General features: G+C 65.8%; 26 protein-coding genes. 9 read left to right on the plus strand and 17 right to left on the minus strand.

Translation table 11 applies throughout. The features are described from left to right. Positions 1–51: 51 nt before the first annotated feature. The gene (locus J0A90_RS02605) at positions 52–267 is read right to left on the minus strand and encodes a hypothetical protein (protein WP_233076433.1); all 216 of its coding nucleotides are present in this window, start codon (positions 265–267) and stop codon (positions 52–54) included. Between the two features lie 312 nt (positions 268–579). Here J0A90_RS02605 and J0A90_RS02610 point away from each other — a divergent pair, with 312 nt between their 5' ends. Both J0A90_RS02610 and J0A90_RS02615 read left to right on the plus strand, forming a co-directional pair. Continuing rightward, positions 580–1,170: an outer membrane beta-barrel protein gene (locus J0A90_RS02610; protein WP_035471659.1), complete on the plus strand. Its 591-nt coding sequence runs from the start codon at positions 580–582 to the stop codon at positions 1,168–1,170. A gap of 180 nt (positions 1,171–1,350) precedes the next feature. After that, the gene (locus J0A90_RS02615) at positions 1,351–3,165 is read left to right on the plus strand and encodes a glycerophosphodiester phosphodiesterase (RefSeq protein ID WP_207035936.1); all 1,815 of its coding nucleotides are present in this window, start codon (positions 1,351–1,353) and stop codon (positions 3,163–3,165) included. Between the two features lie 107 nt (positions 3,166–3,272). On the opposite strand, the gene ppsA is transcribed toward J0A90_RS02615, so the two are convergent. Next, on the minus strand, positions 3,273–5,663 hold the full coding sequence (gene ppsA, locus J0A90_RS02620) for a phosphoenolpyruvate synthase (protein WP_207035938.1): 2,391 nt from the start codon (positions 5,661–5,663) through the stop codon (positions 3,273–3,275). Positions 5,664–5,915: 252 nt separating this feature from the next. Between ppsA and J0A90_RS02625 the strand changes: the two genes are divergently transcribed. Further along, on the plus strand, positions 5,916–6,749 hold the full coding sequence (locus J0A90_RS02625; protein ID WP_035471652.1) for a pyruvate, water dikinase regulatory protein: 834 nt from the start codon (positions 5,916–5,918) through the stop codon (positions 6,747–6,749). 97 nt (positions 6,750–6,846) lie between these two features. On the opposite strand, the gene J0A90_RS02630 is transcribed toward J0A90_RS02625, so the two are convergent. From J0A90_RS02630 to J0A90_RS02640, 3 genes are all read right to left on the minus strand, one after another. Beyond that, positions 6,847–7,419 (minus strand): hypoxanthine-guanine phosphoribosyltransferase, encoded by a 573-nt coding sequence (locus J0A90_RS02630; protein ID WP_233076436.1) that lies wholly within the window; start codon positions 7,417–7,419, stop codon positions 6,847–6,849. A 68-nt stretch (positions 7,420–7,487) separates the two neighbouring features. Beyond that, positions 7,488–8,504 carry a beta-N-acetylhexosaminidase gene (nagZ, locus tag J0A90_RS02635; protein WP_207035940.1) on the minus strand — a complete coding sequence of 339 codons (1,017 nt, stop codon included), beginning with the start codon at positions 8,502–8,504 and terminating at the stop codon, positions 7,488–7,490. A 76-nt stretch (positions 8,505–8,580) separates the two neighbouring features. Then, positions 8,581–9,237: a TetR/AcrR family transcriptional regulator gene (locus J0A90_RS02640; protein ID WP_207035942.1), complete on the minus strand. Its 657-nt coding sequence runs from the start codon at positions 9,235–9,237 to the stop codon at positions 8,581–8,583. A gap of 284 nt (positions 9,238–9,521) precedes the next feature. On the opposite strand from J0A90_RS02640, the gene lexA reads away from it, so the two are divergent. Then, positions 9,522–10,169, plus strand: a complete 648-nt coding sequence (gene lexA, locus J0A90_RS02645; protein ID WP_207035945.1) for a transcriptional repressor LexA — start codon at positions 9,522–9,524, stop codon at positions 10,167–10,169. A gap of 12 nt (positions 10,170–10,181) precedes the next feature. Further along, positions 10,182–11,243, plus strand: coding sequence for a DNA polymerase IV (gene dinB, locus J0A90_RS02650; protein WP_207035947.1), 1,062 nt, complete (start codon positions 10,182–10,184; stop codon positions 11,241–11,243). Positions 11,244–11,296: 53 nt separating this feature from the next. On the opposite strand, the gene purU is transcribed toward dinB, so the two are convergent. Next, positions 11,297–12,145 carry a formyltetrahydrofolate deformylase gene (gene purU / locus J0A90_RS02655; protein WP_207035951.1) on the minus strand — a complete coding sequence of 283 codons (849 nt, stop codon included), beginning with the start codon at positions 12,143–12,145 and terminating at the stop codon, positions 11,297–11,299. A gap of 314 nt (positions 12,146–12,459) precedes the next feature. Between purU and J0A90_RS02660 the strand changes: the two genes are divergently transcribed. Next, positions 12,460–14,061: a ribonuclease J gene (locus J0A90_RS02660; protein ID WP_207035952.1), complete on the plus strand. Its 1,602-nt coding sequence runs from the start codon at positions 12,460–12,462 to the stop codon at positions 14,059–14,061. Positions 14,062–14,390: 329 nt separating this feature from the next. On the opposite strand, the gene J0A90_RS02665 is transcribed toward J0A90_RS02660, so the two are convergent. The 11 genes from J0A90_RS02665 to J0A90_RS02715 form a co-directional block, all read right to left on the minus strand. Next, positions 14,391–14,681, minus strand: a complete 291-nt coding sequence (locus tag J0A90_RS02665; RefSeq protein ID WP_207035954.1) for an H-NS family nucleoid-associated regulatory protein — start codon at positions 14,679–14,681, stop codon at positions 14,391–14,393. A 160-nt stretch (positions 14,682–14,841) separates the two neighbouring features. After that, positions 14,842–15,831 carry a GTP 3',8-cyclase MoaA gene (gene moaA / locus J0A90_RS02670; RefSeq protein WP_207035956.1) on the minus strand — a complete coding sequence of 330 codons (990 nt, stop codon included), beginning with the start codon at positions 15,829–15,831 and terminating at the stop codon, positions 14,842–14,844. Further along, complete coding sequence (gene moaE, locus J0A90_RS02675) at positions 15,828–16,289, minus strand: molybdopterin synthase catalytic subunit MoaE (protein ID WP_207035958.1); 462 nt, start codon at positions 16,287–16,289, stop codon at positions 15,828–15,830. Before moaE ends, moaA begins: the two co-directional genes overlap by 4 nt. Before the next feature lie 40 nt (positions 16,290–16,329). Continuing rightward, entirely contained in the window at positions 16,330–17,118 is a 789-nt protein-coding gene (gene moaC / locus J0A90_RS02680; RefSeq protein ID WP_207035961.1) for a cyclic pyranopterin monophosphate synthase MoaC, read from the minus strand. A gap of 134 nt (positions 17,119–17,252) precedes the next feature. Beyond that, positions 17,253–17,837, minus strand: coding sequence for a molybdopterin-guanine dinucleotide biosynthesis protein B (mobB, locus tag J0A90_RS02685; RefSeq protein ID WP_207035963.1), 585 nt, complete (start codon positions 17,835–17,837; stop codon positions 17,253–17,255). A gap of 9 nt (positions 17,838–17,846) precedes the next feature. Next, positions 17,847–18,455, minus strand: coding sequence for a molybdenum cofactor guanylyltransferase MobA (mobA, locus tag J0A90_RS02690; protein ID WP_207035966.1), 609 nt, complete (start codon positions 18,453–18,455; stop codon positions 17,847–17,849). Next, positions 18,452–19,081: a uracil phosphoribosyltransferase gene (gene upp, locus J0A90_RS02695; protein ID WP_035471623.1), complete on the minus strand. Its 630-nt coding sequence runs from the start codon at positions 19,079–19,081 to the stop codon at positions 18,452–18,454. Before upp ends, mobA begins: the two co-directional genes overlap by 4 nt. 128 nt (positions 19,082–19,209) lie before the next feature. Next, complete coding sequence (gene ung, locus J0A90_RS02700; protein WP_233076439.1) at positions 19,210–19,902, minus strand: uracil-DNA glycosylase; 693 nt, start codon at positions 19,900–19,902, stop codon at positions 19,210–19,212. An 86-nt stretch (positions 19,903–19,988) separates the two neighbouring features. Continuing rightward, complete coding sequence (gene gpt, locus J0A90_RS02705; protein ID WP_207035968.1) at positions 19,989–20,477, minus strand: xanthine phosphoribosyltransferase; 489 nt, start codon at positions 20,475–20,477, stop codon at positions 19,989–19,991. 54 nt (positions 20,478–20,531) lie between these two features. After that, complete coding sequence (locus J0A90_RS02710; RefSeq protein ID WP_035471617.1) at positions 20,532–21,080, minus strand: adenine phosphoribosyltransferase; 549 nt, start codon at positions 21,078–21,080, stop codon at positions 20,532–20,534. A 360-nt stretch (positions 21,081–21,440) separates the two neighbouring features. Then, positions 21,441–22,049 carry a riboflavin synthase subunit alpha gene (locus J0A90_RS02715; RefSeq protein ID WP_207035970.1) on the minus strand — a complete coding sequence of 203 codons (609 nt, stop codon included), beginning with the start codon at positions 22,047–22,049 and terminating at the stop codon, positions 21,441–21,443. 386 nt (positions 22,050–22,435) lie between these two features. On the opposite strand from J0A90_RS02715, the gene rutR reads away from it, so the two are divergent. The 3 genes from rutR to J0A90_RS02730 all read left to right on the plus strand — a co-directional run bounded on the left by rutR (position 22,436) and on the right by J0A90_RS02730 (position 24,908). Beyond that, positions 22,436–23,071: an HTH-type transcriptional regulator RutR gene (gene rutR / locus J0A90_RS02720; RefSeq protein WP_207035971.1), complete on the plus strand. Its 636-nt coding sequence runs from the start codon at positions 22,436–22,438 to the stop codon at positions 23,069–23,071. Between the two features lie 159 nt (positions 23,072–23,230). Next, the gene (locus tag J0A90_RS02725) at positions 23,231–24,274 is read left to right on the plus strand and encodes a methionine ABC transporter ATP-binding protein (RefSeq protein WP_207035973.1); all 1,044 of its coding nucleotides are present in this window, start codon (positions 23,231–23,233) and stop codon (positions 24,272–24,274) included. Then, positions 24,255–24,908 carry a methionine ABC transporter permease gene (locus J0A90_RS02730; protein WP_035471609.1) on the plus strand — a complete coding sequence of 218 codons (654 nt, stop codon included), beginning with the start codon at positions 24,255–24,257 and terminating at the stop codon, positions 24,906–24,908. The genes J0A90_RS02725 and J0A90_RS02730 overlap by 20 nt, the downstream gene beginning before the upstream one ends. The last annotated feature ends 1 nt before the right edge of the window (position 24,909 follow it).

Below are 24,909 nucleotides of genomic sequence, written 5' to 3' on the forward strand. Positions count from 1 at the left end.
GGGCGTTTTTTATGCACGAGGGCCGCCGGACCAATGGCGCTAGAGGCTACGTCAGCGTGCCGCCAGCCCCTCGATGCCGAGGCACCAGTGCGCCGCGAAGGCCGCCCCGGCGGGTGCCGCGCGCTCGATCGCATAGCGCTCCGCCGGCGTGGCGTAGACGAGGTAGTCGACCTCGAAGCGGCGGCACAGCGAGAACACCTCGCTGGGGTAGTAGAGCCGCACGCCCTCGACACGAGTGGCGTGCTGCCAAGGCGCTTCGGTGACCATGGCGATCACCTCGTGGGTCGCGCTGAGGTCACGCAACCAACCGTAGTGGCGCGCGTCGCAGCCGCAAAGCACGACACGTGGTGAACGGCGACGGCCCATGGGACGGCCAGCAGTCAGGCGTCGCAGCGCGTCGAGGGGGCGAAAGAAGTCGATAACGGCAGCGCCTCGTGGCGGGATAGTGGGTTGGCCCATTGTCGCGCGCCCCCGTGTCGACGCCAAGCCTGGCCAGGCCAGGGTTGCGCCGGGGCGGTTAGCAAATTAGAGTTTTTAGATAAAAGAACAGCGTTCATCAACGGGATGGAGATGGAAAACATGAAGATCAACACCTGGCTGGCACTCCCGCTGGCGCTGTCGCCGCTGCTGCTGGCACCCGCCGCCCAGGCGGCCAACGCCGATGGCCTGTATGTCGGCCTCGGCGGCGGCTACGGCAAGGTCACCAGCAGCGACAGTGATGTCGGCCGCTTCGCCGGTGCCAGTGGCGGCGGCTATCACGTGGATGACGACGACAGTGTCTACAAGGCCTTCGTGGGCTACGAGTACAACCCCTACTTCGCCACCGAGGCGTTCTACGCCGACCTGGGCAAGCCCAATATCATCCGCGGCGGCAACGTGGTCGATTTGAAGACCCGCGCCTATGGTCTCAACCTGATCGGCAAGTATCCGCTGGCCGCCGGCTTCGAGGTGTTCGCCAAGGCCGGTATGGCGAAGTGGGACGTCGACGCCCGGGGCGATCTCGGCGCGGGCTCGAACCTCGACGACAACGACGGCATCGACCCGGTCTACGGCGCCGGCGTTCAGTACCACTACCAGCATCTGCTGCTGCGCACCGAGTACGAGCGCTACGACTTCGACAGCGACTATAAGGTCGATGCCTACACCGCCTCGGTGGGCTGGCAGTTCTGATCTTGGGTCATCGCGCGACCAAGGCCGCCTGCGGGCGGCCTTGACGTTTCACGCAGATGAAAACGCCTCTCGGACAGGGGGATCACCTGTGCGACTTGCGCCGATGACACTTTGAAGACAAGACTGACAGGGTCACACGGATGATGACCCCACACTGACCAGGACGTCGACGACCGCTACATGCTTGCCCCACGCCCGCTGATCAAGGACATCACGCGCCAGATCGCCGTACACTGGCGCGCGCTCATCGCCTTTCATCTCTTCTTCACCCTACTGGCCACAGCAATCTGGGTGCCACTCTCCGCAGGCACCCTGGCCGGGCTGCTGCAGCGTATCGGCCAGCCGGTGCTCAGCAACGGCCAGATCGTCGATGTCGCCCTCTCCGCCTGGGGGCTGCTGTGGCTGCTGGCGGCCCTGGGGCTGAGCTTCCTGGTGATCTTTCTGCAGCAGGCGGGCATGATGCGCGTGGTCTCCAGCCGCGATGGCGGGCGCTATCGGATCGCCATGGGCGCCCTGTGGCATGTGCTGCGGCGCTTTCCGGCGCTGGCCGCGCTGGCCTTTCTCCAGGTCGGCGCGCATCTGCTGCTGGCGGCGCCCTTCGCCCTCGGCGTGGCCCATCTCTATGCCTGGCTGCTGGGAGATACCGAACCCTATGTACTGATTCGCGTACTACCTGCGGCGCTGTGGCAGTTTCTCGCCCTGGCGCTGCCGTTACTGTTGGTATGGGCAGTGCTCGCCGGCACGCTCTATCTGCGCTGGTTTCTCGCCCTGCCGGCGCTGGTGCTGGAGGGCCTGGGTCCGCTTGCGGCGCTGACCCGCAGCCGTCAGTTGACGCGCCGGCGACGCTGGCGCATGGCCCTGCTGGTGCTGGGCACGGCGCTGTCGGTGGCGGCGATCCCGATCCTCTTCAGCCTGCTCTTCAACGCCCTCGGCGGGCCGCTGCTGGGGCATCTACCCGAGCGCACGAGCGTGCTGATTCCGGCCATGCTCGCGTATCTGGCACTCTATATCGTGGCCACCATCGCGCTGACCTTCCTCGGCGTCAGCGCCAACAGCCTGCTGGTCACCACCCTGTTCCAGCGCGCCAGCGGACGCGCGCCGGTGCTCGACAGCGAGCTCGCACCGCGCCGCTCGGGGGTGATCGCCTGGGGTGCGGAGATTCTAGTGCTGGCGTTCGCGCTGCTCCAGGCGGGCTGGATTCTCCAGGGGTTCGAGATCAACGACACGGTCACCATCACCGCCCACCGCGGCGCCTCGCACCAGGCGCCGGAGAACACCCTGGCGGCGCTGGAAGGCGCCATCGACGCCGGGGCCGACTACATGGAGCTGGACGTGCGCCTGAGCGGTGATGGCCACGTGATCGTCGCCCATGACGACAACCTGCGCCGGCTCACCGGTATCGATCGCCGCTTGAGCGAGATGACCCTGGACGAGATCGCCCAGGTCGACGCCGGGGCCTGGTTCGGCGATGCCTTCGTCGGCGAGCGCATCCCCACCTTTGCCGCGCTGCTGGCGCGCGCCCGCGGGCGGATCGATCTGTACGTCGAACTCAAGCCGGCGCCGCTGAGCGCCGACCGCCTGGCCCGCCAGGTGATCGCCCAGATACGCGCCAGCGGCATGGCCGACCACGTCGTGATCGCGTCGCTCTCGCCGTCAGTGGTGGCGCGGGTCAAGCAGCTGGCGCCGGACATTCGCACCACCCTGTTCATGCAGTTCATCCTGCCCGGGGCGCTGGCGGAGACACCCGCCGACATCATCGGCCTGCGCCATACCCAGGCCAACCCGAGCCTGCTGCGCACACTGCACGGCAGCGGCCGTGGGGTGGCGGTGTGGACGGTGAACAGTCCCGGCGCCATGTCGCGCTATATCGACATGGGCGTCGACAACATCATCACCGACCGTCCCGAAGCGCTCAGTGCCCTGCTCGCCGAGCGCCGCGACATGTCCGACGGCGAGCTGCTGCTGGTCAAGCTGCGCAATTGGCTACGCTCATGACACCACGACACCCATGCAAACGGAGCACCCGAGAACATAAAAAGCCGGTGCGATCGCTCGCACCGGCTTGGATGACGCTACCTCGCGAGGCGAGGCCTGGCTGGCAATCAGCCGAGGGTTTCGCCGGCCAGCATGAACCAGGTCTCGAGCACCGCGTCCGGGTTGAGGGAGACGGAGTCGATACCCTGCTCCATCAGCCACTTGGCCAGTTCGGGATGATCCGAGGGACCCTGGCCGCAGATGCCGACATACTTGCCCTGGGCCTTGCACGCCTGGATCGCCATCGACAGCAGCTTCTTCACCGCCGGGTCACGCTCGTCGAAGAGGTGGGCGATGATCCCCGAATCGCGGTCGAGCCCCAGGGTGAGCTGGGTCAGGTCGTTGGAGCCGATCGAGAAGCCGTCGAAGTACTCGAGGAACTCGTCCGCCAGCAGCGCATTGGCCGGCAGCTCGCACATCATGATCACTTTGAGACCCGGGTCTTCGGGAGATGAAGAGGCGCCGCGCTTGAGCCCGTTGGCCTCGAGCAGCTCGACCACCCCCTTGGCTTCCGCCGGAGTACGCACGAAAGGCACCATGATCTCGACGTTGTCCAGGCCCATCTCGTCGCGCACGCGCTTGAGCGCCTGACACTCCAGCTCGAAACAGGGGCGGAAGTCGTCGGAGAGATAGCGTGAGGCGCCGCGGAAGCCGAGCATCGGGTTCTCTTCGCCCGGCTCGTAGAGCTTGCCGCCGATCAGGTTCTCGTACTCGTTGGACTTGAAGTCCGACAGCCGCACGATCACCCGCTTGGGATAGAACGACGCCGCCAGGGTCGAGATACCCTCGACCAGCCGATCGACGTAGAAGCTGACCGGATCGGCGTAGCCGGCGGTGCGCAGGTCGATGGTCTGCTTGAGGTCGCTGGAGAGCTTGTCGTAATCCATCAACGCCCGCGGGTGCACCCCAATCATGCGATTGATGATGAACTCCAGCCGCGCCAGCCCCACGCCCGCATTGGGCAGCCCGGCGAAGGCGAAGGCGCGATCGGGGTTGCCCACGTTCATCATGATCTTGAACGGGATATCGGGCATGCTGTCGACGCTAGTGGCCCGGCACTCGAACTCGAGCTTGCCGTTGTAGACATGCCCGGTATCGCCCTCGGCACAGGAGACGGTGACCTCGAGACCGTCTTCGAGCAGCTCGGTGGCGTCGCCACAGCCCACCACCGCGGGGATGCCCAGCTCGCGGGCGATGATCGCCGCATGGCAGGTGCGCCCGCCACGGTTGGTGACGATCGCCGAGGCGCGCTTCATGATCGGCTCCCAGTCGGGATCGGTCATGTCGGTCACCAGCACATCGCCGTTCTGCACCTTGTGCATCTCCTCCGGCGATGCCACCAGCCGGACCTTACCCTGGCCGATACGCTGACCGATGGCGCGGCCGTCGACCAGCACGCGCCCCTTCTCCTTGAGGGTGAAGCGCTCGAGGGTGCCGGCATCCTGATTGGAGACCACGGTCTCGGGCCGTGCCTGGACGATATAGAGCCGGCCATCGTCGCCGTCGCGCGCCCACTCGATGTCCATCGGGCGGCCGTAATGCTGCTCGATGGTCACCGCCTGACGCGCCAGCGCCATGACGTCGTCGTCACTCAGACAGAAGCGCTGACGATCGGCATGCGCGACATCCACGGTCTTGACCGAGCGCCCGGCGGCGGCGTCCTCGGTGTAGACCATCTTGATCCGCTTGGAACCCAGGGTACGCCGCAGCACCGCCGGCCGGCCGGCGGCCAGGGTCGGCTTGTGCACATAGAATTCGTCGGGGTTGACCGCGCCCTGCACCACGGTTTCGCCCAGCCCCCAGGCGCCGGTCACGAAGACCGCGTCGCGATAGCCGGACTCGGTATCCAGGGTGAACATCACACCGCTGGCGGCGGTCTCGGAGCGCACCATCTTCTGCACCCCGGCGGAGAGCGCCACGTTCTCGTGGGCGTAGCCCCGGTGCACGCGGTAGGAGATGGCACGATCGTTGAACAGCGAGGCGAACACTTCGTGCACCGCGCGCTTGACGTTGTCGAAGCCGTCGATGTTGAGGAAGGTCTCCTGCTGCCCGGCGAAGGAGGCATCGGGCAGATCCTCGGCGGTGGCCGAGGAGCGCACCGCCACCTTGAGCTGCGGGTAGCGCGCCTGCAGAGTCTGGTAGGCATCCGCCAGCGCCGCTTCGAAAGCCGGCGGCAGCGGCGTATCGATCACCCAGCCGCGAATCTTTTCACCCACCTTGGCCAATGTCTCGGTATCGTCGACGTCCAGCGTGGCGAGTTCGGCATTGATGCGGTCGTTGAGCCCTTCGTGCTTGAGGAATTCGCGATACGCGTGTGCCGTGGTGGCAAAGCCTCCCGGCACGGTGACGCCGGCATCGGCCAGATTCGAAATCATCTCGCCGAGGGAGGCGTTCTTGCCGCCCACCCGCTCGACATCGCCCATACCCAGCTGATCGAAAGTGATGATGAAGGGTTCCAAGGTCCTCTCCTGCTCGTTTCGGCTGACGTTGCGGCACGTCCTCTGCGCCTCGCTGGAGCCAGAAGCTAACAGCCGCCCCCGGGCGGCGCCAGCAGTTTAAGGGCGTAGGGTTTGGAGTATTTCTACAAGAATCCGGCCTTTTCCACGGTTCTTGTAGTCAGCAGGGGGATTCGCGCCGACGTGGTCACAAGTGGTTGCCTGAACAGGAAATCCGGGTCGACAATGGCCTATCCACGCCGAGGAATGCCCACCATGACACGCACCGCCTTCTTCATCTCGGATGGCACCGGGATCACCGCCGAGACACTGGGACGCAGCCTGCTGTCGCAGTTCGAGAATACCGATTTCCACCTGGTCACCAAGCCGTACATCGACACCCTGGACAAGGCGCGCTCGCTGGTCGGCATGATCGAGGTCACCGCCGAGCGCGACGGCGTGCGCCCGATCGTCATCGACACCATCGTCGACCAGTCGGTGCGCGCGATCGTCGCCGAGGCGCCGGCGTTCATGGTCGATATCTTCTCGACCTTTCTCGCCCCGCTGGAGGAGGAGCTGGCGACCCACTCCACCTACACCGTCGGCCGCGCCCACGCCATGGGACGCGACGATGTCTACATGCACCGTATCGACGCGGTGAACTTCGCCCTCGATAACGACGACGGGGCACGCACCCATCAGTACGAGGAGGCTGACATCATCCTGGTCGGGGTGTCGCGGTGCGGCAAGACGCCCACCTCGCTCTATCTGGCGCTGCAGTTCGGTATCCGCGCCGCCAACTATCCGCTGACCGAAGACGATCTCGACGAGAACGGCATTCTGGCGCTGCCGGCATCGCTGGCCAAGCACCGCCACAAGCTGTTCGGCTTGACCATCGATGTCCGGCGTCTGGCCGCGATCCGTACCGAACGCCGCCCCAACAGCCGCTACTGTTCGATGGACCAGTGCATGCAGGAGATCGAGCAGGCCGAGGCGCTCTACCGGCGCCAGAACATCCCGTTCATCGATACCACACGCTTCTCGATCGAAGAGATCTCCACGCGGATGATGAACGAGACGGGCTTACAACGACGCTTCAGCCCCCGCTAGCGGCAACGGCGGGACGCGGAGCAGAGCGCGGGACACCGGCGGGAGAGGCGGCGGGCCGCGATGGAAAGCCTCAGCGGCGGACGCACTGCCTCCAGGCTTACAGGTTCTTGGGCGCGAAGATGCCGGGGGCGTTGCGCCAGTAGCCCTTGTAGTCCATGCCGAAGCCGAACACGTAGCGATCGACCACTTCCAGACCGCAGTAGGTCGCCTTGAGATCCGGGGAGGCCTTGCGGTCGTGCTGCTTGTCGACCAGCACCGCGGTGGAGAGGCTCGCCGCGCCCGCCTCACGGCAGTAGTCGAGAATCGCTGCCAGGGTCGCCCCCTCGTCGAGAATGTCGTCGACGATCACCACATGGCGCCCGGCCATGGGGATTTCCGGAGAGACCCGCCAGAACAGCTCACCGCCGCGGAGCCCGCCGCGATAGCGCGTGGCATGGAGATAGTCGACCTCGAGCGGGAACCCGAGCCGGGTCAACAGGTGCCCGGTGGTGATAAGGCCGCCGTTCATCACGCAGTAGAACACCGGCAGCTTGTCGCCGAGATCGCGGGTGATCGCCGCGGCCATCCGGTCGAGGGCCTGCTCTACCTGGGCCTGGTCGATCAGACAGTCGGCGTTGTCCATGACCTCCTGCATCGAGTTCAGCGCGTCGGGGAGCGTAGATTGAGTCATCGTATTCCGTATCAATAGCAGTCGGCGGCAACCGGCAGAGCCGGCGCCGCCTGGGGACAGAGGGCGGATCACTCCGCCTCGTTGAGGGCTTCCAAACGGGCGTGGGTACGCCGCCAGCGCGAGATCACCGCCAGCGACTCGAGGCTCGGCCGGGCGCGGGCGTAACGCAGCTTGGCGATCCGCGGCGCCTGGCGTCCGCTACACGCATCCACCACCTCCCGCGCCGCCGCGGGGTCATTGCAGATCACCGCCATATCGCAGCCGGCGGCCCAGGCCGCCTCGGCGCGCGCCGCCGGTGATCCGGCAGCGTGGGCCGCCGCCATGGTCACGTCGTCGGAGAAGATCGCGCCCTTGAAGCCGAGCTCTTCGCGCAGCAGCCCCAGCCAGCTGGGCGAGAAGCCCGCGGGGCGCTCGTCGAAGGCGGGAAAGATCACATGGGCCGGCATCACCGCGTCGAGCTTGCTCGCCAGCCGCGCGAAAGGCACCAGATCGTGCGCGCGCAGCGCCTCCAGCGAGCGTGGGTCACGGGCCACCGCGTGGTGGGAATCCTGCCGCGCACCGCCATGGCCGGGAAAGTGCTTGCCGATGGCGACCATGCCGGCATCGTGCAGGCCATCGATGAAAGCACCGGCCAACGCCACGACCACCTCCGGGTCGGGCGAGAAGCTGCGCGAGCCGATCGCCGGCGACTGGTCGTCGTCGAGGTCGAGCACCGGGGCGAAGGTCAGGTCGAAACCGCACGCGGCCATCTCCATGCCCAGCAGCCAACCGGTATCCAGGGCCAGGGCCAGCGCGGCTTCCGGCGACTCGGCGAACTGCCGCCCCAGGGTCGCCATCGACGGCAGTCGGGTCACACCCTGCTTGAGCCGCTGCACGCGCCCGCCCTCCTGGTCGATGGCCACCAGCAGGTCCGGCCGGCAGGCGCGAATCTCGCCGATCAGCGTCTGGGTGGTTCCCGCATCCGGGGTGTTGCGCGCAAACAGAATGACGCCCCCGACCTCGGGGCGCGACAGCAGCCGCCGCTCTTCCTCACGCAGTCGAGTGCCCTCGACGTCCAGCATTACCGGACCCAGCGGTTGTGTCATAGCCGTTACCTGAAACCGTGAAGCGCCCGATTCTAGACGACCCGCCAGCGTCATGACAGAGGTCGGCGCCGCCGCATCAGCTCACTGCGGTCTCCGCCGGCTCCAGCGGTGCCAGCATGGCGGCCGCCACCACCGGCTTGAGGCGCCGGATCAGGTCGCGCACGGTGACATGCTCGTGATACTCGGTGTCGGCGATATCACGCAGCGCATCCAGTCCGGAGAGCGTGAATACCACGGTCCCGAGCATGAAGTGGAGGCGCCAGAAGCGCTCCGCCTCCGGCAACCCTGGCGTGGCCAGACGCAGGCAGGCGACGAAGCGGTGAAAGGTTTCGCCGTAGTGCGCCTGAATGTAGCGCCGCAGATGCCCCTGGGCCTGGGTATAGGCGAGCCCCAGAAGCTTCATGAAGATCTTGAGACTGTGACGCTCCGCCGGGACCTCGAGCACGCTCTCGGCAAGGCGCTCGAGCAGCACCTCGAGCGGGATGGTCTGCCCACCGTAGTGGCGCTCGAGCCCATCGAGCGCAAGATTGAGGCGCTCGGAGAAAGGGTCAAGATAACGCGCGAAGACCGCCTGGATCAGCGCCTTTTTGGAACCGAAATGGTAATTGACCGCCGCCAGATTGACCTTGGCCCGGGTGGTGATGTTGCGCAGCGACGTCTCGGCGAACCCCTTCTCGGCAAACAGCACCTCGGCGGTGTCGAGAATGCGGGTCACGGTGTCGGACTGGGCCATGGACTACCTCTTTCCTGTCGCCATCGGCCGCGGTTGGCTGACATTCCATCCACCGGCCGACGCCTGTCGAATCAGCTAAAAAACGCCTGTTTTAAACGCTCTCGAATCTAACCACTCCCGACGCAACGACACAATCGCGGCAAACGTCGAAGGCGCCCTGCCGCTCTGCTTTCCTTGCCCACCCTTTTCCCTTTCCCTCCCCCCCTTTCCCTGCCCCGCATGACTGGATACAATTCCAGACTGTATACATGACCAAGCCCTGACAGGCCTCGGGGAGACGCCCAATGTCGAGACCGCTCACCGCCCGGCAGCAGAACGTCTACGATTTCATCGTCAAGACGATGACCGAGTTCGGCTATCCGCCCACCCGCGCCGAGATCGCCAAGGCGCTGGGATTCCGCTCTCCCAATGCCGCCGAAGAGCATCTGCGTGCGCTCGATCGCAAGGGTGTGATCCGCATGATCCCGGGCACCTCCCGCGGGATCCGCCTGCCCGCTGCGGCGAGCACTCCGGAACCTCTGGAGCCCGCCGAAACCGGCCTGCCGATCGTGGGTAACGTCGCCGCCGGCAGCCCGATCCTCGCCGCCGAGCACATCGACCGCTACTGCCCACTGCCGCCGGACTACTTCGCCCCCAGGGCCGACTACCTGCTGCGTGTGCGTGGGCTGTCGATGAAAGACATCGGCATCCTCGATGGCGACCTGCTCGCCGTGCATCGCACCCAGGAAGTGCGCGACGGCCAGATCGTGGTCGCCCGGCTCGACGACGAGGTCACGGTCAAGCGCTTCCAGCGGCACGGGCGTCGCGTCACCCTGCTGGCGGAGAACGCCGACTTCGCCCCCATCGAGGTCGATCTGGAGCATCAGCAGCTGGATATCGAGGGTCTCGGCGTGGGCATCATCCGCGGCGGCAACGGCCTGGGCCTGCAGTAGCCGCCAGCGGCCATGCGCAAGATCCTCCACGCGGACTGCGACTGCTTCTACGCCGCGGTGGAAATGCGCGACGACCCCGGGCTGCGCGACCTGCCGCTGGCGATCGGCGGCAGTGCCGACAAGCGCGGGGTCATCGCCACCTGCAACTATCCGGCGCGGCGCTACGGCATCCATTCGGCGATGCCCACCGCACGCGCCCTGCGTCTATGCCCCGAGCTCAAACTGCTCAAGCCTGACTTCGATCGCTACCGCCGCGTCTCGCATGACATTCAAGCGGTATTCCACGAGCTGACTCCGCTGGTGGAGCCGCTCTCCCTCGACGAAGCCTATCTCGACGTCAGCGAGGTCACCCGTTTCCAGGGGAGTGCGACCTGGATGGCGCACTGGCTCAAGCAGGAGGTGCTCGCGCGTACCGGCATCGTGGTCTCGGTGGGCGTGGCACCCAACAAGTTTCTGGCCAAGATCGCCAGCGACTGGGACAAACCGGACGGCCTGTTCGTGATTCCGCCCGCACAGATGGCGAGCTTCATCGAGGGTCTGGCGGTCGACAAGCTGCATGGGGTCGGCCCTGCCACCGCCGCCAAGCTGGCGGGACTCGGCATCGCCACCTGCGCCGAACTGCGCGCGCGGCCGCTGGAGCAGCTGATCGACGCCTTCGGCAAGTTCGGCCAGCGCCTGCACGAGCTGGCCCACGGCATCGACGACCGCCCGGTCAACGTCACCCGCGAGCGCAAGTCGGTCAGCGTCGAAACCACCTACGACAGCGACCTGCCGGACCTCGCCCAGTGCCACCAGGCACTGGCACCGCTGATCGCGCGTCTCGACGAACGCTTGGCCCGCCACGGCAACCCCGATATCGGCAAGCAGTTCGTCAAGGTGCGCTTTCACGACTTCACCAGCACCACTCAGGAGACCGGCGCCCGCGGCGTGATCCACGCCCGCTTCCATGAGCTGCTGGAGAGCGCCTGGCAACGCGGCGAACGCCCGGTGCGCCTGCTCGGCGTCGGCGTGCGTCTGGCGCCGGAGGCCGAACAGCGCCAGCTCAGCCTGTTCGACGGCGAGCGGCCGGCCTGACGCCGCAGACGCGACGCCCGCCATGGGCACAGGAGAAAACGCCGTCCATGGGCTCAGGAGAAGACGACGGTCTTGTTGCCGTGGATCAGCACGCGGTCCTGCAGGTGCCAGCGCAGGCCACGGGCGAGCACCGCCTTCTCCACGTCACGCCCCAGCCGAACCAGATCCTGGGGCGTATGGCAGTGCGACACCCGCTGAATGTCCTGCTCGATGATCGGCCCCGCGTCCAGCTCCTGGGTGACGTAGTGGCAGGTCGCACCGATCAGCTTGACCCCGCGCTCGAACGCCTGGTGGTAAGGCTTGGCGCCGGCGAAGGACGGTAGAAAGCTGTGGTGGATATTGATGATGCGTCCGGCGTAGCGCTCGCACAGCGCCGGCGGCAGGATCTGCATGTAACGTGCCAGCACCACGCTGTCGGCCTCGGCCGCATCGATCAGCCGCTCGACCTCGGCGAACGCGGGCGCCTTGTCGGCGGGGTCGACGCTCACCCGATGGAAGTCGATGCCGTGCCACTCGACGAGGGCGCGCAGATCGTCGTGGTTGGAGATCACGCAGGGAATATCGCAATCGAGCTCCCCCGCCGACCAGCGGTAGAGCAGGTCGACCAGACAGTGCGACTCACGCGAGACCATCAGCACCACGCGCTGACGCCGGCTGGCGTCGCTCAGCCGCCAATCCATCGCGAACTCACGGGCGATGGTCTCGAACTCGGCCCGGAAGGCCGCGGCGCCCAGCGCCTCCGATTGAATGTCGTAACGCATGAAAAAGCGCCCGTTATCCAGGTCGGAGTGCTGGTTGGCCTCGATAATGGAGCCCCCCTGGGCGGCGATGAAGCCCGAGACGCGGGACACGATCCCGACCCGGTCGGGGCAGGAGACGATCAAACGATAATTGTGCGGCATAACTCACGCTGACAGGGTCGATGAAACGAAAAGTCGCCGCGCACCGAGAGGACGCGACGACGCAACCTGCCTCGGTAGCGGCGGCACGACACCCGCCGCGCTCGGGGCGGCAATATTGTACCCGATTCGCCGTGGCTGCGGCGCTCGCCTTTACGCGCGCCGATCCCGGTTTGAGCGGGCCGAGAACGATGCCTTATAGTGAGACGAGACTTTTCCCGTTAAGGAAGCCGATGTTTCGTCCGCGCGCGCAGATCCGCCCCCGTACCTATCCGCCCCTGTTATTTCATCCGTTGGGCGGCTGCGGTGAAATCGGCATGAACCTTTCGCTCTACGGCTACGACGATCACTGGATCGCGGTCGACTGCGGCATGATGATCCGCCAGGATCTGCCCGACGCCCCGCTGCAGATTCCCGACGTGGCCCACCTGGCGGCAGAGGGCATGATTCCCGAGGCGGTGTTCATCACCCACGGCCATGAAGACCATATCGGCGCCCTGGCCTGGATCTGGCCCCACTGGGGCTGCCCGGTCTATGCCACGCCGCTGGCGATCGAGATGCTGCGTGCCAAGTTCCTCGAACGCGGTCTGCGCACTGATGCGCTGCGTCCGGTGACGCCCGGCAGCAGCGTCGAGCAGTCCCCCTTCAAGATCGGCTTCGTGGCGGTCACCCACTCCATTCCCGAGAGCTGCGCGCTGGCGATCGAGACGCCCGGCGCACGCGTACTGCACACTGGCGACTGGAAGCTCGATCCGGCGCCGCTGATTGGCCCGCCGATCGACTCGCGCCCGTTCGAGCGCCTGGCGCCGCTGGATCTGGTGGTGGCCGACTCGACCAATGCCGACGTCGAAGGCCACTCGCGCAGCGAGTCGGAAGCTGGCGCCGCGCTCGAGGCGGTGATCCGCGAGTGCCGTGGACGAGTCGCGGTCAGCTGCTTTGCCAGCAACCTCGCGCGCATCCAGTCGCTGGGGCAGATCGCCGCGCGCTGCGGGCGCCGCGTGGCGCTGCTGGGTCGCTCGATGGAGCGCATGGTCGCCATCGCCCGCCAGCTCGGCTATCTCGAGGACTTTCCGCCCCAGGTGCCGACCTACGATCTCGGCTATCTGCCACCGGAAGAGATCTTGATCATCGCCACCGGCAGCCAGGGGGAGCCACGCTCGGCCTTGTCGCGACTGGCCCAGGGACGCCATCCGCTGCTGGATCTGGAAGCGGGCGATCACGTCATCTTCTCGGCGCGCGCCATCCCCGGCAACGAGCGCCCTATCGAGCGCCTCAAGAACGGCTTCAAGCGCCTCGACGTGCATATCCACGACGAGCACTCGGACCCTGCGCTGCACGCCTCGGGGCATCCCGCGCGGGACGAGCTGCGCCAGCTCTACGGCTGGCTCAAGCCACGCCTGCTGCTGCCGGTGCACGGCGAGCTGACGCACCAGGAGGCCCACCGCGAACTCGCCGAAACCCTCGGCATCGCGGTGCCGGAGCGGGTCGTCAACGGCGACCTGCTGGCACTGGAGAACGGCACGCTGAGCCCCCGCCGCCACTTCCATCTGCAGCCGACGCTGCTCTCGCCGCGCACCCGCGCCGGCCGGCCCGGCGCAGCCAGTACGCCGCGCCGCGCTGCCAGCTCGCTGTCGATCGCACTCACGCTGCTGCCGACCGAAACCGGCTGGACGCGCATCGGCAGGCTACTGTGGGACAGCGAGAGCGCACTCGACCTAGACGAGGAGGCCCTGGCGGACTGGCTCGATCAGCGCATCGACGCCATCCCGGCGGAGTCCCTGCTGCAGCTGCGTCAGCAGCTGTTCGCGCCGCTCAGCGAGTGGCTGAAGGCACATCTGGCCAAACTGCCGGAGCTGCATCTGCAGCTGATGCCGGCGGATCCGCAGCCCGAACACGAGGTGCGCACGGCCTCCGGCTGAATACCCGCTCTCTCCAGGCGTTCAGGCGTTCACCTGGGCGCACGAAAAACGCGCCGGGCACAAGCTCGGCGCGTTTCGGCTGGACAAGAAAGCTACTGCGATGGCGGAAAGGAGCTTGTCGCCCCGGCATGGCAATGTGCGGTGGCGTGATGCTGAATCGACGGCTTTTGCCTGCGGAATCCAAACGCTAGCAGTATACCAAGGGGCGCGGCGCCGGGCGCCAAAGCCCTTTCGATATCGCCCCGAACGCGCCACAGCTCCTCGCTACTCGCACCCGCCAGCTTCTCACTTCATCCGCTCGCATCGGCTGATATCGTCCCGGCCAGCGATCAGGCTTTGCTGGCGTTCTTGGGCGGACGTCCACGCCGCTTGCGCGGCTGTTCGCCGACCAGGTCGTCCATCGACAACCCGGCATCGTTCATCGCTTCACGAATCTCGGCAAGCTTGCGCTGCTTGTCGGCTTCTTCTTGCTGGCGCTGGTGATCTTCATGCTGTTTTTGCTCGATCACTTCATTGATGACTTCGGACAACTTGTGCAGTTGCTCCATGCTCAACTGGCGAGCAGCGGCGCGCGCCACATTTTTATTGCGCGCGATACGTTCCAAAGATTCCGTGGACATCGTCCCTCCTTACCATGCGCATTACCGGCTTTGCGCCGAATCATTTTCAGAAAGTATATTCCCGAGGCATAGTTTGGCAAGGATTTAAATCAAAAAAAGGCCGGCACAAAGTGCAGACCTTTTAATAATCGGCGACACTCGTGCCGGGTGGCGAAGTCGATTAGCCACCCGTCATATTCATGAACCTCACGACCTGCACATCGCCATCGGTAGTGAAGTGATGTCGCTCCGGCTTGAGCGCCATGGCCGCCACGATCTGCTCCTTCAACGGTTCGAGTTCACCGGGATAGCGGCGCAGCGTGTGGCGCAAATCGACCGAGTGCTCGTTGCCCAGACAGAGCAACAAGCGCCCCTCCACGGTGACCCGAACACGATTACAGGTGCTGCAGAAGTTGTGGCTATGGGGCGAGATGAAACCGATTCGGCTGTCGCTGTCGTGCATGCGAAAATAGCGCGAGGGACCGAGCGAAGATTCGGCAGAAGGCAGCAGCGCATGCCGGGTTTCGATCCGCGCCTGGACAGCGTCGCTGGAATAAAAGGTCTCACCGCGCGAGTGATCGGAGACATCCCCCAGCGGCATCTCTTCGATAAAGCTGATATCCAACCCTTCCGCCCTGGCGAAGTCGACCAGGTCGAGAATCTCGTCGTCGTTACGCCCCTTGAGAACCACCGCGTTGAGCTTGATACGCTCGAAGCCGGCATCCTGAGCGGCGTGAATACCGTCGATCACCTTGGCCAGATCGCCGGTACGGGTGAGACGACGAAAACGCTCGGGATCGAGAGAGTCGAGGCTGATGTTGAGCCGCGACAGGCCGCCGCGCTTGAGCGCCACGGCGTGCTTGCGCAGGCTGGCCCCGTTGGTGGTCATGGCCAGTTCGCGCAGGCCCGGCAAGCCACCGATCCGCTCGACGAGGCCGTCGACACCCTGACGCACCAGCGGCTCGCCGCCGGTCAAGCGGATCTTCTCCACGCCCAGCTCGGTGAACGCACGCGCCACCTGCTCGAGCTCCTCCAGGGTGAGCACCTGGGCCCGCGGCAAAAAGGTCATCTCCTCGCTCATGCAGTAGACGCAGCGGAAATCGCAGCGATCGGTGACCGAGATGCGCACGTAGCGTACCCGGCGCGAGAAGTCGTCGATCAGTGCTGTCATGCTCGCTCCCAACGACCGGCATCGTCATGGTCGCTCTGTCGTTCAGAAACCCAGTAGTCGCCACTGGCCGTGTGCTCTTTCTTCCAAAACGGCGCCCGCGTCTTCAATCGATCCATGATGAAGTCGCAGGCCTCGAAGGCCGCCCGCCGATGCGCGCTGGTCACCATCACCAGCACGATCGGATCCCCTGGCGTCAGCCGACCGACCCGGTGGACCACGCCGACCCCCGTGAGCGGCCAGCGCGCCCCGGCATCGCGTGCGATAGACTCGAGCGCCTGCTCGGTCATGCCCGGGAAGTGTTCGAGGGTCAGCGCTTCGACATCGGGGCGCTCGTTGATGTCGCGAACCAGACCGGTGAAGCTCACCAGCGCGCCGATATCACGGCGCCCGGCGGTCAGGCGCTGCTGCATGGCGGCGGCATCGAACGCTGCCTGCTGCACGCGAATATCGATCTGCATACCTTGCTCCCCGGGCTGTTCGCCATCCTGGATCATCTCGCTAGCCGCCGGTCACCGGCGGAAAGAAGGCGATCTCGTCCCCCGGCGCCACCGGCGTCGCGTCGGTGGCCATGACCTGATTGCGCGCCGCCAGCACCCGGCCTTCTGCGAGCAGCGCATAACGCGGATCGGCCGCCATCAGCGCGCGCTTGACCCCGGCGATGTCGGCTGCCGCCAGCTGCGACGGATCGAGCTCGGCCTGCTCTTCCCCCAGGCGCTCACGCAACTCGGCGAGGAAGCGCACCGACACGGCCGTCGTCTCGCCGTGCGCCGGGGGCTCTCCCAGCGGCGCCGGTGGCGCATCGGCCGCCGCTTGCGCCTGGCGCGAGAAGTCACCGGAGCGTCCGCCGCGCTTCTCCTCGAGCTGCACGCTATCGATGATCATCGCCTTATCCACCGCCTTGCACATGTCGTAGAGCGTCAGACACGCCACCGATACCGCAGTGAGCGCCTCCATCTCGACCCCGGTGCGGCCATTGAGGCGGCAAAACGCCTCGACCCAGACGCAGTTCTGGGTGCTGTCGAGCTCGAAATCGAGCGTCACCTTCGATAGCGCCAGCGCGTGGCACAGTGGAATCAGCTCATGCGTGCGCTTGGCCGCCTGGATGCCGGCGATACGCGCCGTGGCCAGCACGTCGCCCTTGGGCAGGCCACCCTCGGTCAGCAGCGCCAGCGTGGCCGGCTGCATACGGATACGGCCCCGCGCCCGCGCCTCTCGCCGGCTCTCCGGCTTATCGGCCACGTCGACCATGTGCGCCTCGCCACGGGCGTTGAGATGCGTCAAGGTCATGACAGGATTCGCCTCGCTTTCAAAGTCTTACGCCGAAACTCTCAGCATAGTTAATTTCCCGGCGTTACGCCCGCGCCTAGGGTCCTTGCAGCACACCTCGCGATCGGATCGGAAACCCGCGCCTTGGACGCCGGTTAGCCCGAAGAGGCGTCTCGCGGCGCGCGGGCCTCGGCCCAGGCCAGAATCCATGCCAGGATGGCCGCATGATCGTCTAGATCGAGCAGCGCCACCCCTGGCGGCACGCGCTCACGCGCCGCATCGACGGTACTGGCCGGCTTGAGCGCCACCGCCTCGACCCAAGGGTCATCACTGGCCAGCAACGACTCCTCGTGCTCGCCTCGATAGAGCTCGAGCTTGGGCAGCGGCCACTGCTTGAACCCCTCGACCAGAATCAGCGCCGGACGCAAGGCAGCCACCTGGCGCACCAGGGCGGGCAGGTCCGGCTCGTCGCGCCCCGGCGTCTCCATCATCAGCGCAAAGCGCTTGCCGGAGGCCACCAGCATGGGCGCCGCACCGGCCTGGCGCAGGCGGTGACTATCCTTGCCGGGCTGATCGATGTCGAAGGCGTGGTGGGCGTGCTTGATCACCGCCGCCGGCCAGCCATGCTCGGCCAGCCGCGGTAGCAACGCCTCGAGCAGCGTGGTCTTGCCGGTACCGCTCCAGGCCACCACGCCGAGCAGCGGAATCCCGCCGGCGCAGGCCGCTAGCGACTCACTCATCTCTCGCCCTCATCTCTCGCTCTCACCGTCACCACCGGGCGAGCGTTCGGCGCGCTCGCGCTCCTGCGGCGTATTGAGATTGGCAAAACTGGCACGGCGGTCGGTGAAGTCGACCTGGCACCAGCGGTGGCGCTGGTAGAAGTCGAGCACCCGCCCCGCGCCGCTTTCCAGCCAGCGTGCCAGATCCGCCTCGAGGGAGGTACGCACCAGCGCCGTCAACGGTTGCAGCCGTTCACCGTCATGCACCACGACGATATCGGCCTGCGCCGCCGCCTGAGCCAGCCGCCGGCAGAGATCGGGCGGCAACTCGGGCGTGTCCACCGGCGCCAGCAACAGCCAGGGCGTGGTGGCGACACGCATGGCAGCGTGCGCGCCGGCCAGCGGGCCGGGGAAATCGGGCACGCCGTCCTCGACCACCGGCACGCCAAAGCCACGGTAGCGTGACAGATGGCGATTGGCACTGATCACCAGTGCGCCGACCTGCGGCCGCAGACGCGCCAGCACATGCTCGATCAGCGGGCGCTGGGCGAGTTCCACCCAACCCTTGTCCTCACCGCCCATGCGCTGTCCGCGACCGCCGGCCAGCACCACGCCGGTGATCTCGGCGGTCGCGATCACCGGGTACCGAAGATCTTGTCGCCGGCGTCACCCAGCCCGGGCACGATATAGCCGTGCTCGTCGAGCTTCTGGTCGACCGCCGCGGTGTAGATCTCGACCTCGGGATGCGCCTGTTGAACGCGCTCGATACCCTCCGGCGCCGCCACCAGCACGATCACCTTGATCTGCTGGCAGCCACGCGCCTTGAGCATGTCCAGCGTCGCTACCATGGAGCCGCCGGTGGCGAGCATGGGGTCGATGACGATCGCAAGACGTTCGTCGAGGGCGCTCACGAACTTTTCGAAATAGGGCACCGGCTCGAGGGTCTCTTCATTGCGATAGAGACCGACCACGCTGATGCGCGCACTGGGAATGAGATCGGTGACGCCGTCGAGCATGCCCAGACCGGCGCGCAGAATGGGCACGATGGTGACTTTCTTGCCCTTGATCTGCTCGACCGCAATCGGCTCGCCGTTCCAGCCCTCGATGGTCGCCGGCTCCAGCTCCAGATTCTGGGTCGCTTCGTAGGTCAGCAGCTTGGCCACTTCGCAGGCCAGTTCGCGAAAACTCTTGGTGCTGATATCGGCAGCCCGCATCAGTCCGAGCTTATGTTGAACCAGCGGATGGGCGATGGGATGAACACTCATGAATAGGCGCCTTCGTCAGCATTGAAAAACCCACCCATTGTACGCGACAAGCCCACCCCGCGGCGACGCGAACTCATGCGTCCGCCGCGAGGATCATCCGCGTCGCCGGCCTGAGCCAGCGCCGCCGCTCACTCGGGTGTCGTCGGCAGCTGCCAATCGATGGGGTCGCGCCCGCGGGCGGCGAGGAAGGCATTGGCCTGGGAGAAGTGGCGCTGACCGAAGAAACCGCGGTGGGCGGAGAGCGGCGACGGATGCACCGAATGCAGCACCAGATGGCGCTGGCGGTCGACGAAACTGGCCTTCTTCTGGGCGTAGCTGCCCCAGAGCAGGAAGACCACGCCCTCGCACTGCTCGTTGACCACCTGGATGGCACGGTCGGTGAAGCGCTCCCAGCCACGGTTGCGGTGGGAGCCGGCGTTGCCCTGCTCCACCGTGAGAACGCTGTTGAGCAGCAGCACGCCCTGGCGCGCCCAGTGCTCGAGAAAGCCGTGGGAAACCGCCGTGGTGCCGACGTCCTGGGCCAGCTCCTTGTAGATGTTCTGCAGCGACGGCGGCGTGGGCACGCCCGGACGCACCGAGAAGCACAGGCCGTGAGCCTGGTTGGGACCGTGGTAGGGGTCCTGACCCAGGATCACCACCTTGACCTGCGACAGCGGGGTCAGCTCGAAGGCGCGAAACCAGTGCGAGGAATGCGGATAGATCACCTTGTGCGCCGCCTTTTCGGCCGCCAGAAAGGCGCGCAGCTGGTGCATGTAGTCAGCGTCGAACTCCGCCCCCAACTGGGCGTTCCAGCTGTCGGGCAGCGGCGTTTTCGCAGGCATGCCGGTGTCTCCGTGGGCTAATGGAAGGCGTAAGGAAAAGCCTAAAGGAAAACGGTGGAAGCTAGTGCCACTGGCAAACGCCGCGCTCACGGCTTGGGCGTGCGCACCTGATCGACCAGCGGCTCGACGTAGGCATGACCCAGGTCCCAGGGGAACTGGATCCAGCAGTCCTGCGCGACCTCGGTGAGATACTGATCGACCAGCGGCCGCCCTTCCGGCTTGGCATAGATCGTGACGAAATGCGCCTTGGGCAGCATCTCGCGTACCGCCCGCGCGGTCTTGCCGGTGTCGACCAGGTCATCCACCAATAGCCAGCCTTCGCCGTCGTGCTCGACCCCTTTCATCACGTCGAGTTCGCCCTGGGACTGCTCGTCGTAGCTCTTGATGCACACCGTGTCGATCAGGCGCACGTTGAGCTCGCGCGCAATCAGGGCAGCGGGAATCAGCCCACCACGAGTGATCGCGACGATGCCCTTGAAGTCACGCTCGACCAGATGGTGGCAGAGCGTGCGCACGTCCCGGTGGAGTTGATCCCAGGAGATCGTGAACAGCTGATGATAACGATTGGCGCTCATGCTCTTTTTCCACCCGATGATGGCGGCGCCGCCGGTGATCGGCGGCGGCGTGAATCACTCGTCTTCGTTGAAGCTGCACACGGAGAAGACGCTGTAGCCCGCCTCGCGAATCTTGGCCGAACCGCCAAGCTCGGGCAGATCGAGAATCGACGCCAGTTCGACGATATGCCCACCGCTGCGGGTGATCAGCGACGCCGCGGCCAGCATGGTGCCGCCGGTGGCGATCAGATCGTCGATGATCACGATACGATCATGCTCGCGGAAGGCATCCGAGTGCAGCTCGACGGTGGATTCACCGTACTCCAGTGAGTAGGTCTCGCTGATCGTCTTGAACGGCAGCTTGCCCTTCTTGCGTACCGGCACGAAGCTGCAGCCCAGCTCGTAGGCCAGCGGCGCCCCGACGATGAAACCGCGCGCGTCGACTGCGGCAATGGCATCGACCTCGAGTTCCTGATAGCGGTGCACGAAGCTGTCGATCAGCTTGCGGAAGGCGGCGCTGTTCTGCAGAAGCGGCGTGATGTCACGAAAGTTCACGCCGGGCTGGGGCCAGTCCGGCACGGTACGGATGACCGACTTGATATAGTCGCCGTAGATACTGCTCATCTAAAGAAACTCCATTGGCCGGAATCGGCGCATCCTGGTGAGGGTACCCGCTCGGCTGACTCTCGGGCACCGCCCCTCTAGGCTTTGTACGAAAACTACCTGCGCTCGGCAATACGGCGTTAAAAATCGGCTCAAAATGCTCATTTACACCCCGTAAACTCCGCGTTTTCGCCGATTTTTGCCTTGTCTTCCCTTCGCTCGCTGACTTTTCGTACAAACCCTAGTGCTGACGTTCTCGTACTGACATTCTGGCGCTGACCACAGCACACGCCAGAAGACGAGGCACAAAGGCGCTTATGTTACCCAAGCCGCCGCAGCGACGCGACCCATGTGCCGCCACACGGACGCAAGGTGGCCAAACTAGCCCCGAGCGGCCAGCACGCGCTCCACCGTCTCGACGATCGCCTGGGTCTGCGGGTCGATCTCGATATTGACCAGATCGCCGGGCAGGCGCTCACCGATGGTGGTACGCGCCAGCGTCTCCGGGATCAGATTGACGCAGAAGCGCTCGCCGCGCACCTCGCCGATGGTCAGACTGATGCCGTCGATACCGATATAGCCCTTGTCGAACACGAAGCGTTCGAGCCCCGCCGGCAGCGCGAACCACAGCCGCCGATTGTTGGGCGCCTCGTCGATCTCGGTCAGCCGCGCCATGCCCATGATATGCCCGGACATGGCATGGCCACCGATCTCGTCACCGAAGCGTGCGGCACGCTCCAGGTTGACCCGATCCCCCACCTTGAGCGCGCCGAGATTGGTCAGACGCAGGGTCTCGCGCATCAGATCGAAACTGACGTGCTCGCCGTCGATCGCGGTGACCGACAGGCAGCAGCCGTTGTGGGCCACCGACGCGCCCAGCGCCAGCCCTTCACGCAGCGCCGGTGACATCGCCACCACATGGGTGTGCAACTGCTCGCGTGGTTCGATGGCGACCACGGTCCCCATATCCTGAACGATCCCGGTAAACATCGCAGCGATCTCCTTTTCACGTTTGAGCCAGCAGTCGAGAGTCAGTCGGGCGGAAAACCCCAGCCCGACAGCTCGCTTGCCAGACCCGCCCAGAGCGCTGCGTAGGGTAGCACGCGAGCGCATGCGCGACATTGACGCCCATCGCGCGGCCTGCCTACTATTGTTGCCCGCATGCATGGTCGCCCGCGTGATCACGACCGCCCGCGTGATCTGGTCCAGCCCCAAGGGAGACCGGCAGCGCAGAGACGGCTCGTTACGCCGCCACATCCGTTCGCCCTAAGCTCCGCTGCTGTGACGCCTGTGCAGCCCTGCTGCTGTAACGCCTGCGCAGCCCTGCTGCTGTGACAAATGTAATGAACGATAGCCATGAGTCAGCGTTACAGCCCATGACCAGCTCTCCTCGACCGGCCACAGCGCGAGCGCGCGCCAGCGAAGCACGGCGCCAGACGATCCTCGACGCGGCGCTGTCGCTGTTTTCCCAGTTCGGCCTGCATGGCGCCAGTCTCGACGCCATCGCCGAGCTTGCCGGCGTCTCCAAGACCAACCTGCTCTACCACTACGCCAGCAAGGAGACACTCTACCTCGCAGTGTTCGAGCGTATCCTGAGCTGCTGGCAAGTGCCGATGGATCTGATCTGTGCCGAGACGCCGCCGGAAATCGCCATCCGCCGCTATATCCAGCAGAAGCTGGAACTCGCACGCGATCAGCCACAGGCATCGCGTCTCTACTGCCTGGAGGTGATCCAGGGTGCGCCGCTACTGGGCAAGGTGCTGGCCGAACAGCGCAGCCTGATGGCCGACAAGGCCCGCGCGGTGCAGCAGTGGATCGACAGCGGCCAACTCGCCCCGGTCGACCCCTATCACCTCATCTACCTGCTGTGGAGCACCACCCAACACTACGCCGATTTCGCGGTACAGATTCAGGCCATCTCCGATCGGGATCTCAGCGATCCGGCGTTCTTCGCCGCCAGCGTCGACAACGTCCAGCGCATCGTGCTCGGCGGCCTGCTGCCGCGGCCGTAGCAGGTGTGATCCGCGCCTGGCGGCCAACCCACGACTGTCGCCCTGCCCTGCCCCGATCAGTATACTAGCGCGCTTCGTCGACGCCGGGGCCGCGCTCGCGCCACGCCCTGCGGCGTCTTACGCCTTCATATGCACGCCCCCAGGGTAGCGATACGTTTCATGATCACACTTGAACGGGTTTCCAAGACCTACGGCAGCGGCGGCCGCGCGGTGCAGGCACTCGAGGATATCGATCTGACCGTGCCCAAGGGCACCATCCACGGTGTCATCGGGCTCTCGGGCGCCGGCAAATCGACCCTGATCCGCTGCGTCAACCTGCTCGAGCGCCCCAGCGCCGGGCGCGTCTTCGTCGACGGCCAGGAGCTGACCGCGCTGAATCCGGCCCAGCTGCGCCAGGCGCGCCATCAGTGCGGGATGATCTTCCAGCATTTCAACCTGCTGACCAACCGCAGCGTCTACGACAACGTGGCGCTGCCGCTGGAGTTGATGCGCGAGTCGCGCGGGGCGATCCGCGAGCGGGTCATGCCGCTGCTCGAACTCACCGGGCTGGCCGACAAGGCACGCCAGTATCCGGCCGAGCTATCCGGCGGCCAGAAGCAGCGCGTGGCGATCGCCCGCGCCCTGGCCAGCCGGCCCAAGGTACTGCTGTGCGACGAGGCGACCTCGGCCCTCGACCCGCAGACCACCACCTCGATCCTGTCGCTGCTGCAGGAGATCAACCAGCAGCTGGGGCTGACGATCCTGCTGATCACTCACGAGATGGAGGTGGTCAAGAGCATCTGTCATCGGGTCGGGCTGATCTCCGACGGGCGCCTGGTCGAGGAAGCCGACGTCGGCGATTTCTTCACCGCCCCGGCGACCCGACTGGGGCGCGAGTTCCTCAACGACTTTCTCGAACTCGAACCGCCCCAGGCGCTGGTCGAGCGGTTGGAATCCGAGGCCGGCGCGCACACCCACCCGGTGGTACGCCTGACCTTCTCCGGCGACAGCGTCTCGACCCCGCTGATCTCCCGGCTGGCGCGTGAGCACGGCATCGACGTCAGTATCCTGCAGGCCAAGGTGGAATCGATCCAGGGCCGCACCCTGGGGCTGATGATCGCCGAACTGATGGGCAGTGCCGAGCAGACACGCCAGGCGCTCGCCACGCTCGAATCCTTCGATTTGCATGTGGAGGTGCTCGGCCATGTCCAGCGCACTGATTGATCTCGTCTGGCAATCCACCCTGGAGACGCTCTACATGGTGGCGGTCTCCAGCCTGATCGCCGCCCTGCTCGGGGTGCCGCTGGGGGTGCTGCTCTACGTCACCCGGCCACGCCAGATCCTGGCTCAGCCGGTGATCAACGGCCTGCTCGGGGTGATCACCAACGTCGGCCGCTCGATCCCGTTCATCATTCTGCTGGTGGCGATCATCCCCTTCACGCGGATGATCGTGGGCAGCTCGATCGGCACCAATGCCGCCGCCGTGCCGCTGACCATCGCCGCTATCCCGTTCGTCGCCCGCCTGGTCGAAGGCGCGCTCAACGAGGTCTCGCCGGGGCTGGTCGAGGCGGCGCAGTCGATGGGCGCCACGCCGATGCAGATCATCCTCAAAGTGCTACTGCCGGAGGCCCGTGGCGGCATCATCAACGGTCTCACCATCACCGTGGTCGCCCTGGTCAGCTACTCCGCCATGGCCGGCGCTGTGGGCGGCGGCGGCCTCGGCGATCTCGGTATCCGCTACGGCTACAACCGCTTCAACCCCACCGTGATGCTGATCACCGTGGTGGTGCTGGTGGTGATGGTGCAGCTGTTCCAGAGCTTGGGCGACTACCTGGTGCGCAAGAGCGATCATAAGTAGG

The organism is Salinicola sp. DM10 (assembly GCF_017306975.2).
Lineage (GTDB): Bacteria > Pseudomonadota > Gammaproteobacteria > Pseudomonadales > Halomonadaceae > Salinicola.

Coding starts and splice junctions, on each gene's coding strand:
- J0A90_RS02605 (WP_233076433.1), bottom strand. CDS start 267: ATGGTCACCGAAGCGCCTTGGCAGCACGCCACTCGTGTCGAGGGCGTG.
- J0A90_RS02610 (WP_035471659.1), top strand. CDS start 580: ATGAAGATCAACACCTGGCTGGCACTCCCGCTGGCGCTGTCGCCGCTG.
- J0A90_RS02615 (WP_207035936.1), top strand. CDS start 1,351: ATGCTTGCCCCACGCCCGCTGATCAAGGACATCACGCGCCAGATCGCC.
- J0A90_RS02625 (WP_035471652.1), top strand. CDS start 5,916: ATGACACGCACCGCCTTCTTCATCTCGGATGGCACCGGGATCACCGCC.
- J0A90_RS02630 (WP_233076436.1), bottom strand. CDS start 7,419: ATGACTCAATCTACGCTCCCCGACGCGCTGAACTCGATGCAGGAGGTC.
- nagZ (WP_207035940.1), bottom strand. CDS start 8,504: ATGACACAACCGCTGGGTCCGGTAATGCTGGACGTCGAGGGCACTCGA.
- J0A90_RS02640 (WP_207035942.1), bottom strand. CDS start 9,237: ATGGCCCAGTCCGACACCGTGACCCGCATTCTCGACACCGCCGAGGTG.
- lexA (WP_207035945.1), top strand. CDS start 9,522: ATGTCGAGACCGCTCACCGCCCGGCAGCAGAACGTCTACGATTTCATC.
- dinB (WP_207035947.1), top strand. CDS start 10,182: ATGCGCAAGATCCTCCACGCGGACTGCGACTGCTTCTACGCCGCGGTG.
- purU (WP_207035951.1), bottom strand. CDS start 12,145: ATGCCGCACAATTATCGTTTGATCGTCTCCTGCCCCGACCGGGTCGGG.
- J0A90_RS02660 (WP_207035952.1), top strand. CDS start 12,460: ATGAACCTTTCGCTCTACGGCTACGACGATCACTGGATCGCGGTCGAC.
- J0A90_RS02665 (WP_207035954.1), bottom strand. CDS start 14,681: ATGTCCACGGAATCTTTGGAACGTATCGCGCGCAATAAAAATGTGGCG.
- moaA (WP_207035956.1), bottom strand. CDS start 15,831: ATGACAGCACTGATCGACGACTTCTCGCGCCGGGTACGCTACGTGCGC.
- moaE (WP_207035958.1), bottom strand. CDS start 16,289: ATGCAGATCGATATTCGCGTGCAGCAGGCAGCGTTCGATGCCGCCGCC.
- moaC (WP_207035961.1), bottom strand. CDS start 17,118: ATGACCTTGACGCATCTCAACGCCCGTGGCGAGGCGCACATGGTCGAC.
- mobB (WP_207035963.1), bottom strand. CDS start 17,837: ATGAGTGAGTCGCTAGCGGCCTGCGCCGGCGGGATTCCGCTGCTCGGC.
- upp (WP_035471623.1), bottom strand. CDS start 19,081: ATGAGTGTTCATCCCATCGCCCATCCGCTGGTTCAACATAAGCTCGGA.
- ung (WP_233076439.1), bottom strand. CDS start 19,902: ATGCCTGCGAAAACGCCGCTGCCCGACAGCTGGAACGCCCAGTTGGGG.
- gpt (WP_207035968.1), bottom strand. CDS start 20,477: ATGAGCGCCAATCGTTATCATCAGCTGTTCACGATCTCCTGGGATCAA.
- J0A90_RS02710 (WP_035471617.1), bottom strand. CDS start 21,080: ATGAGCAGTATCTACGGCGACTATATCAAGTCGGTCATCCGTACCGTG.
- J0A90_RS02715 (WP_207035970.1), bottom strand. CDS start 22,049: ATGTTTACCGGGATCGTTCAGGATATGGGGACCGTGGTCGCCATCGAA.
- rutR (WP_207035971.1), top strand. CDS start 22,436: ATGACCAGCTCTCCTCGACCGGCCACAGCGCGAGCGCGCGCCAGCGAA.
- J0A90_RS02725 (WP_207035973.1), top strand. CDS start 23,231: ATGATCACACTTGAACGGGTTTCCAAGACCTACGGCAGCGGCGGCCGC.
- J0A90_RS02730 (WP_035471609.1), top strand. CDS start 24,255: ATGTCCAGCGCACTGATTGATCTCGTCTGGCAATCCACCCTGGAGACG.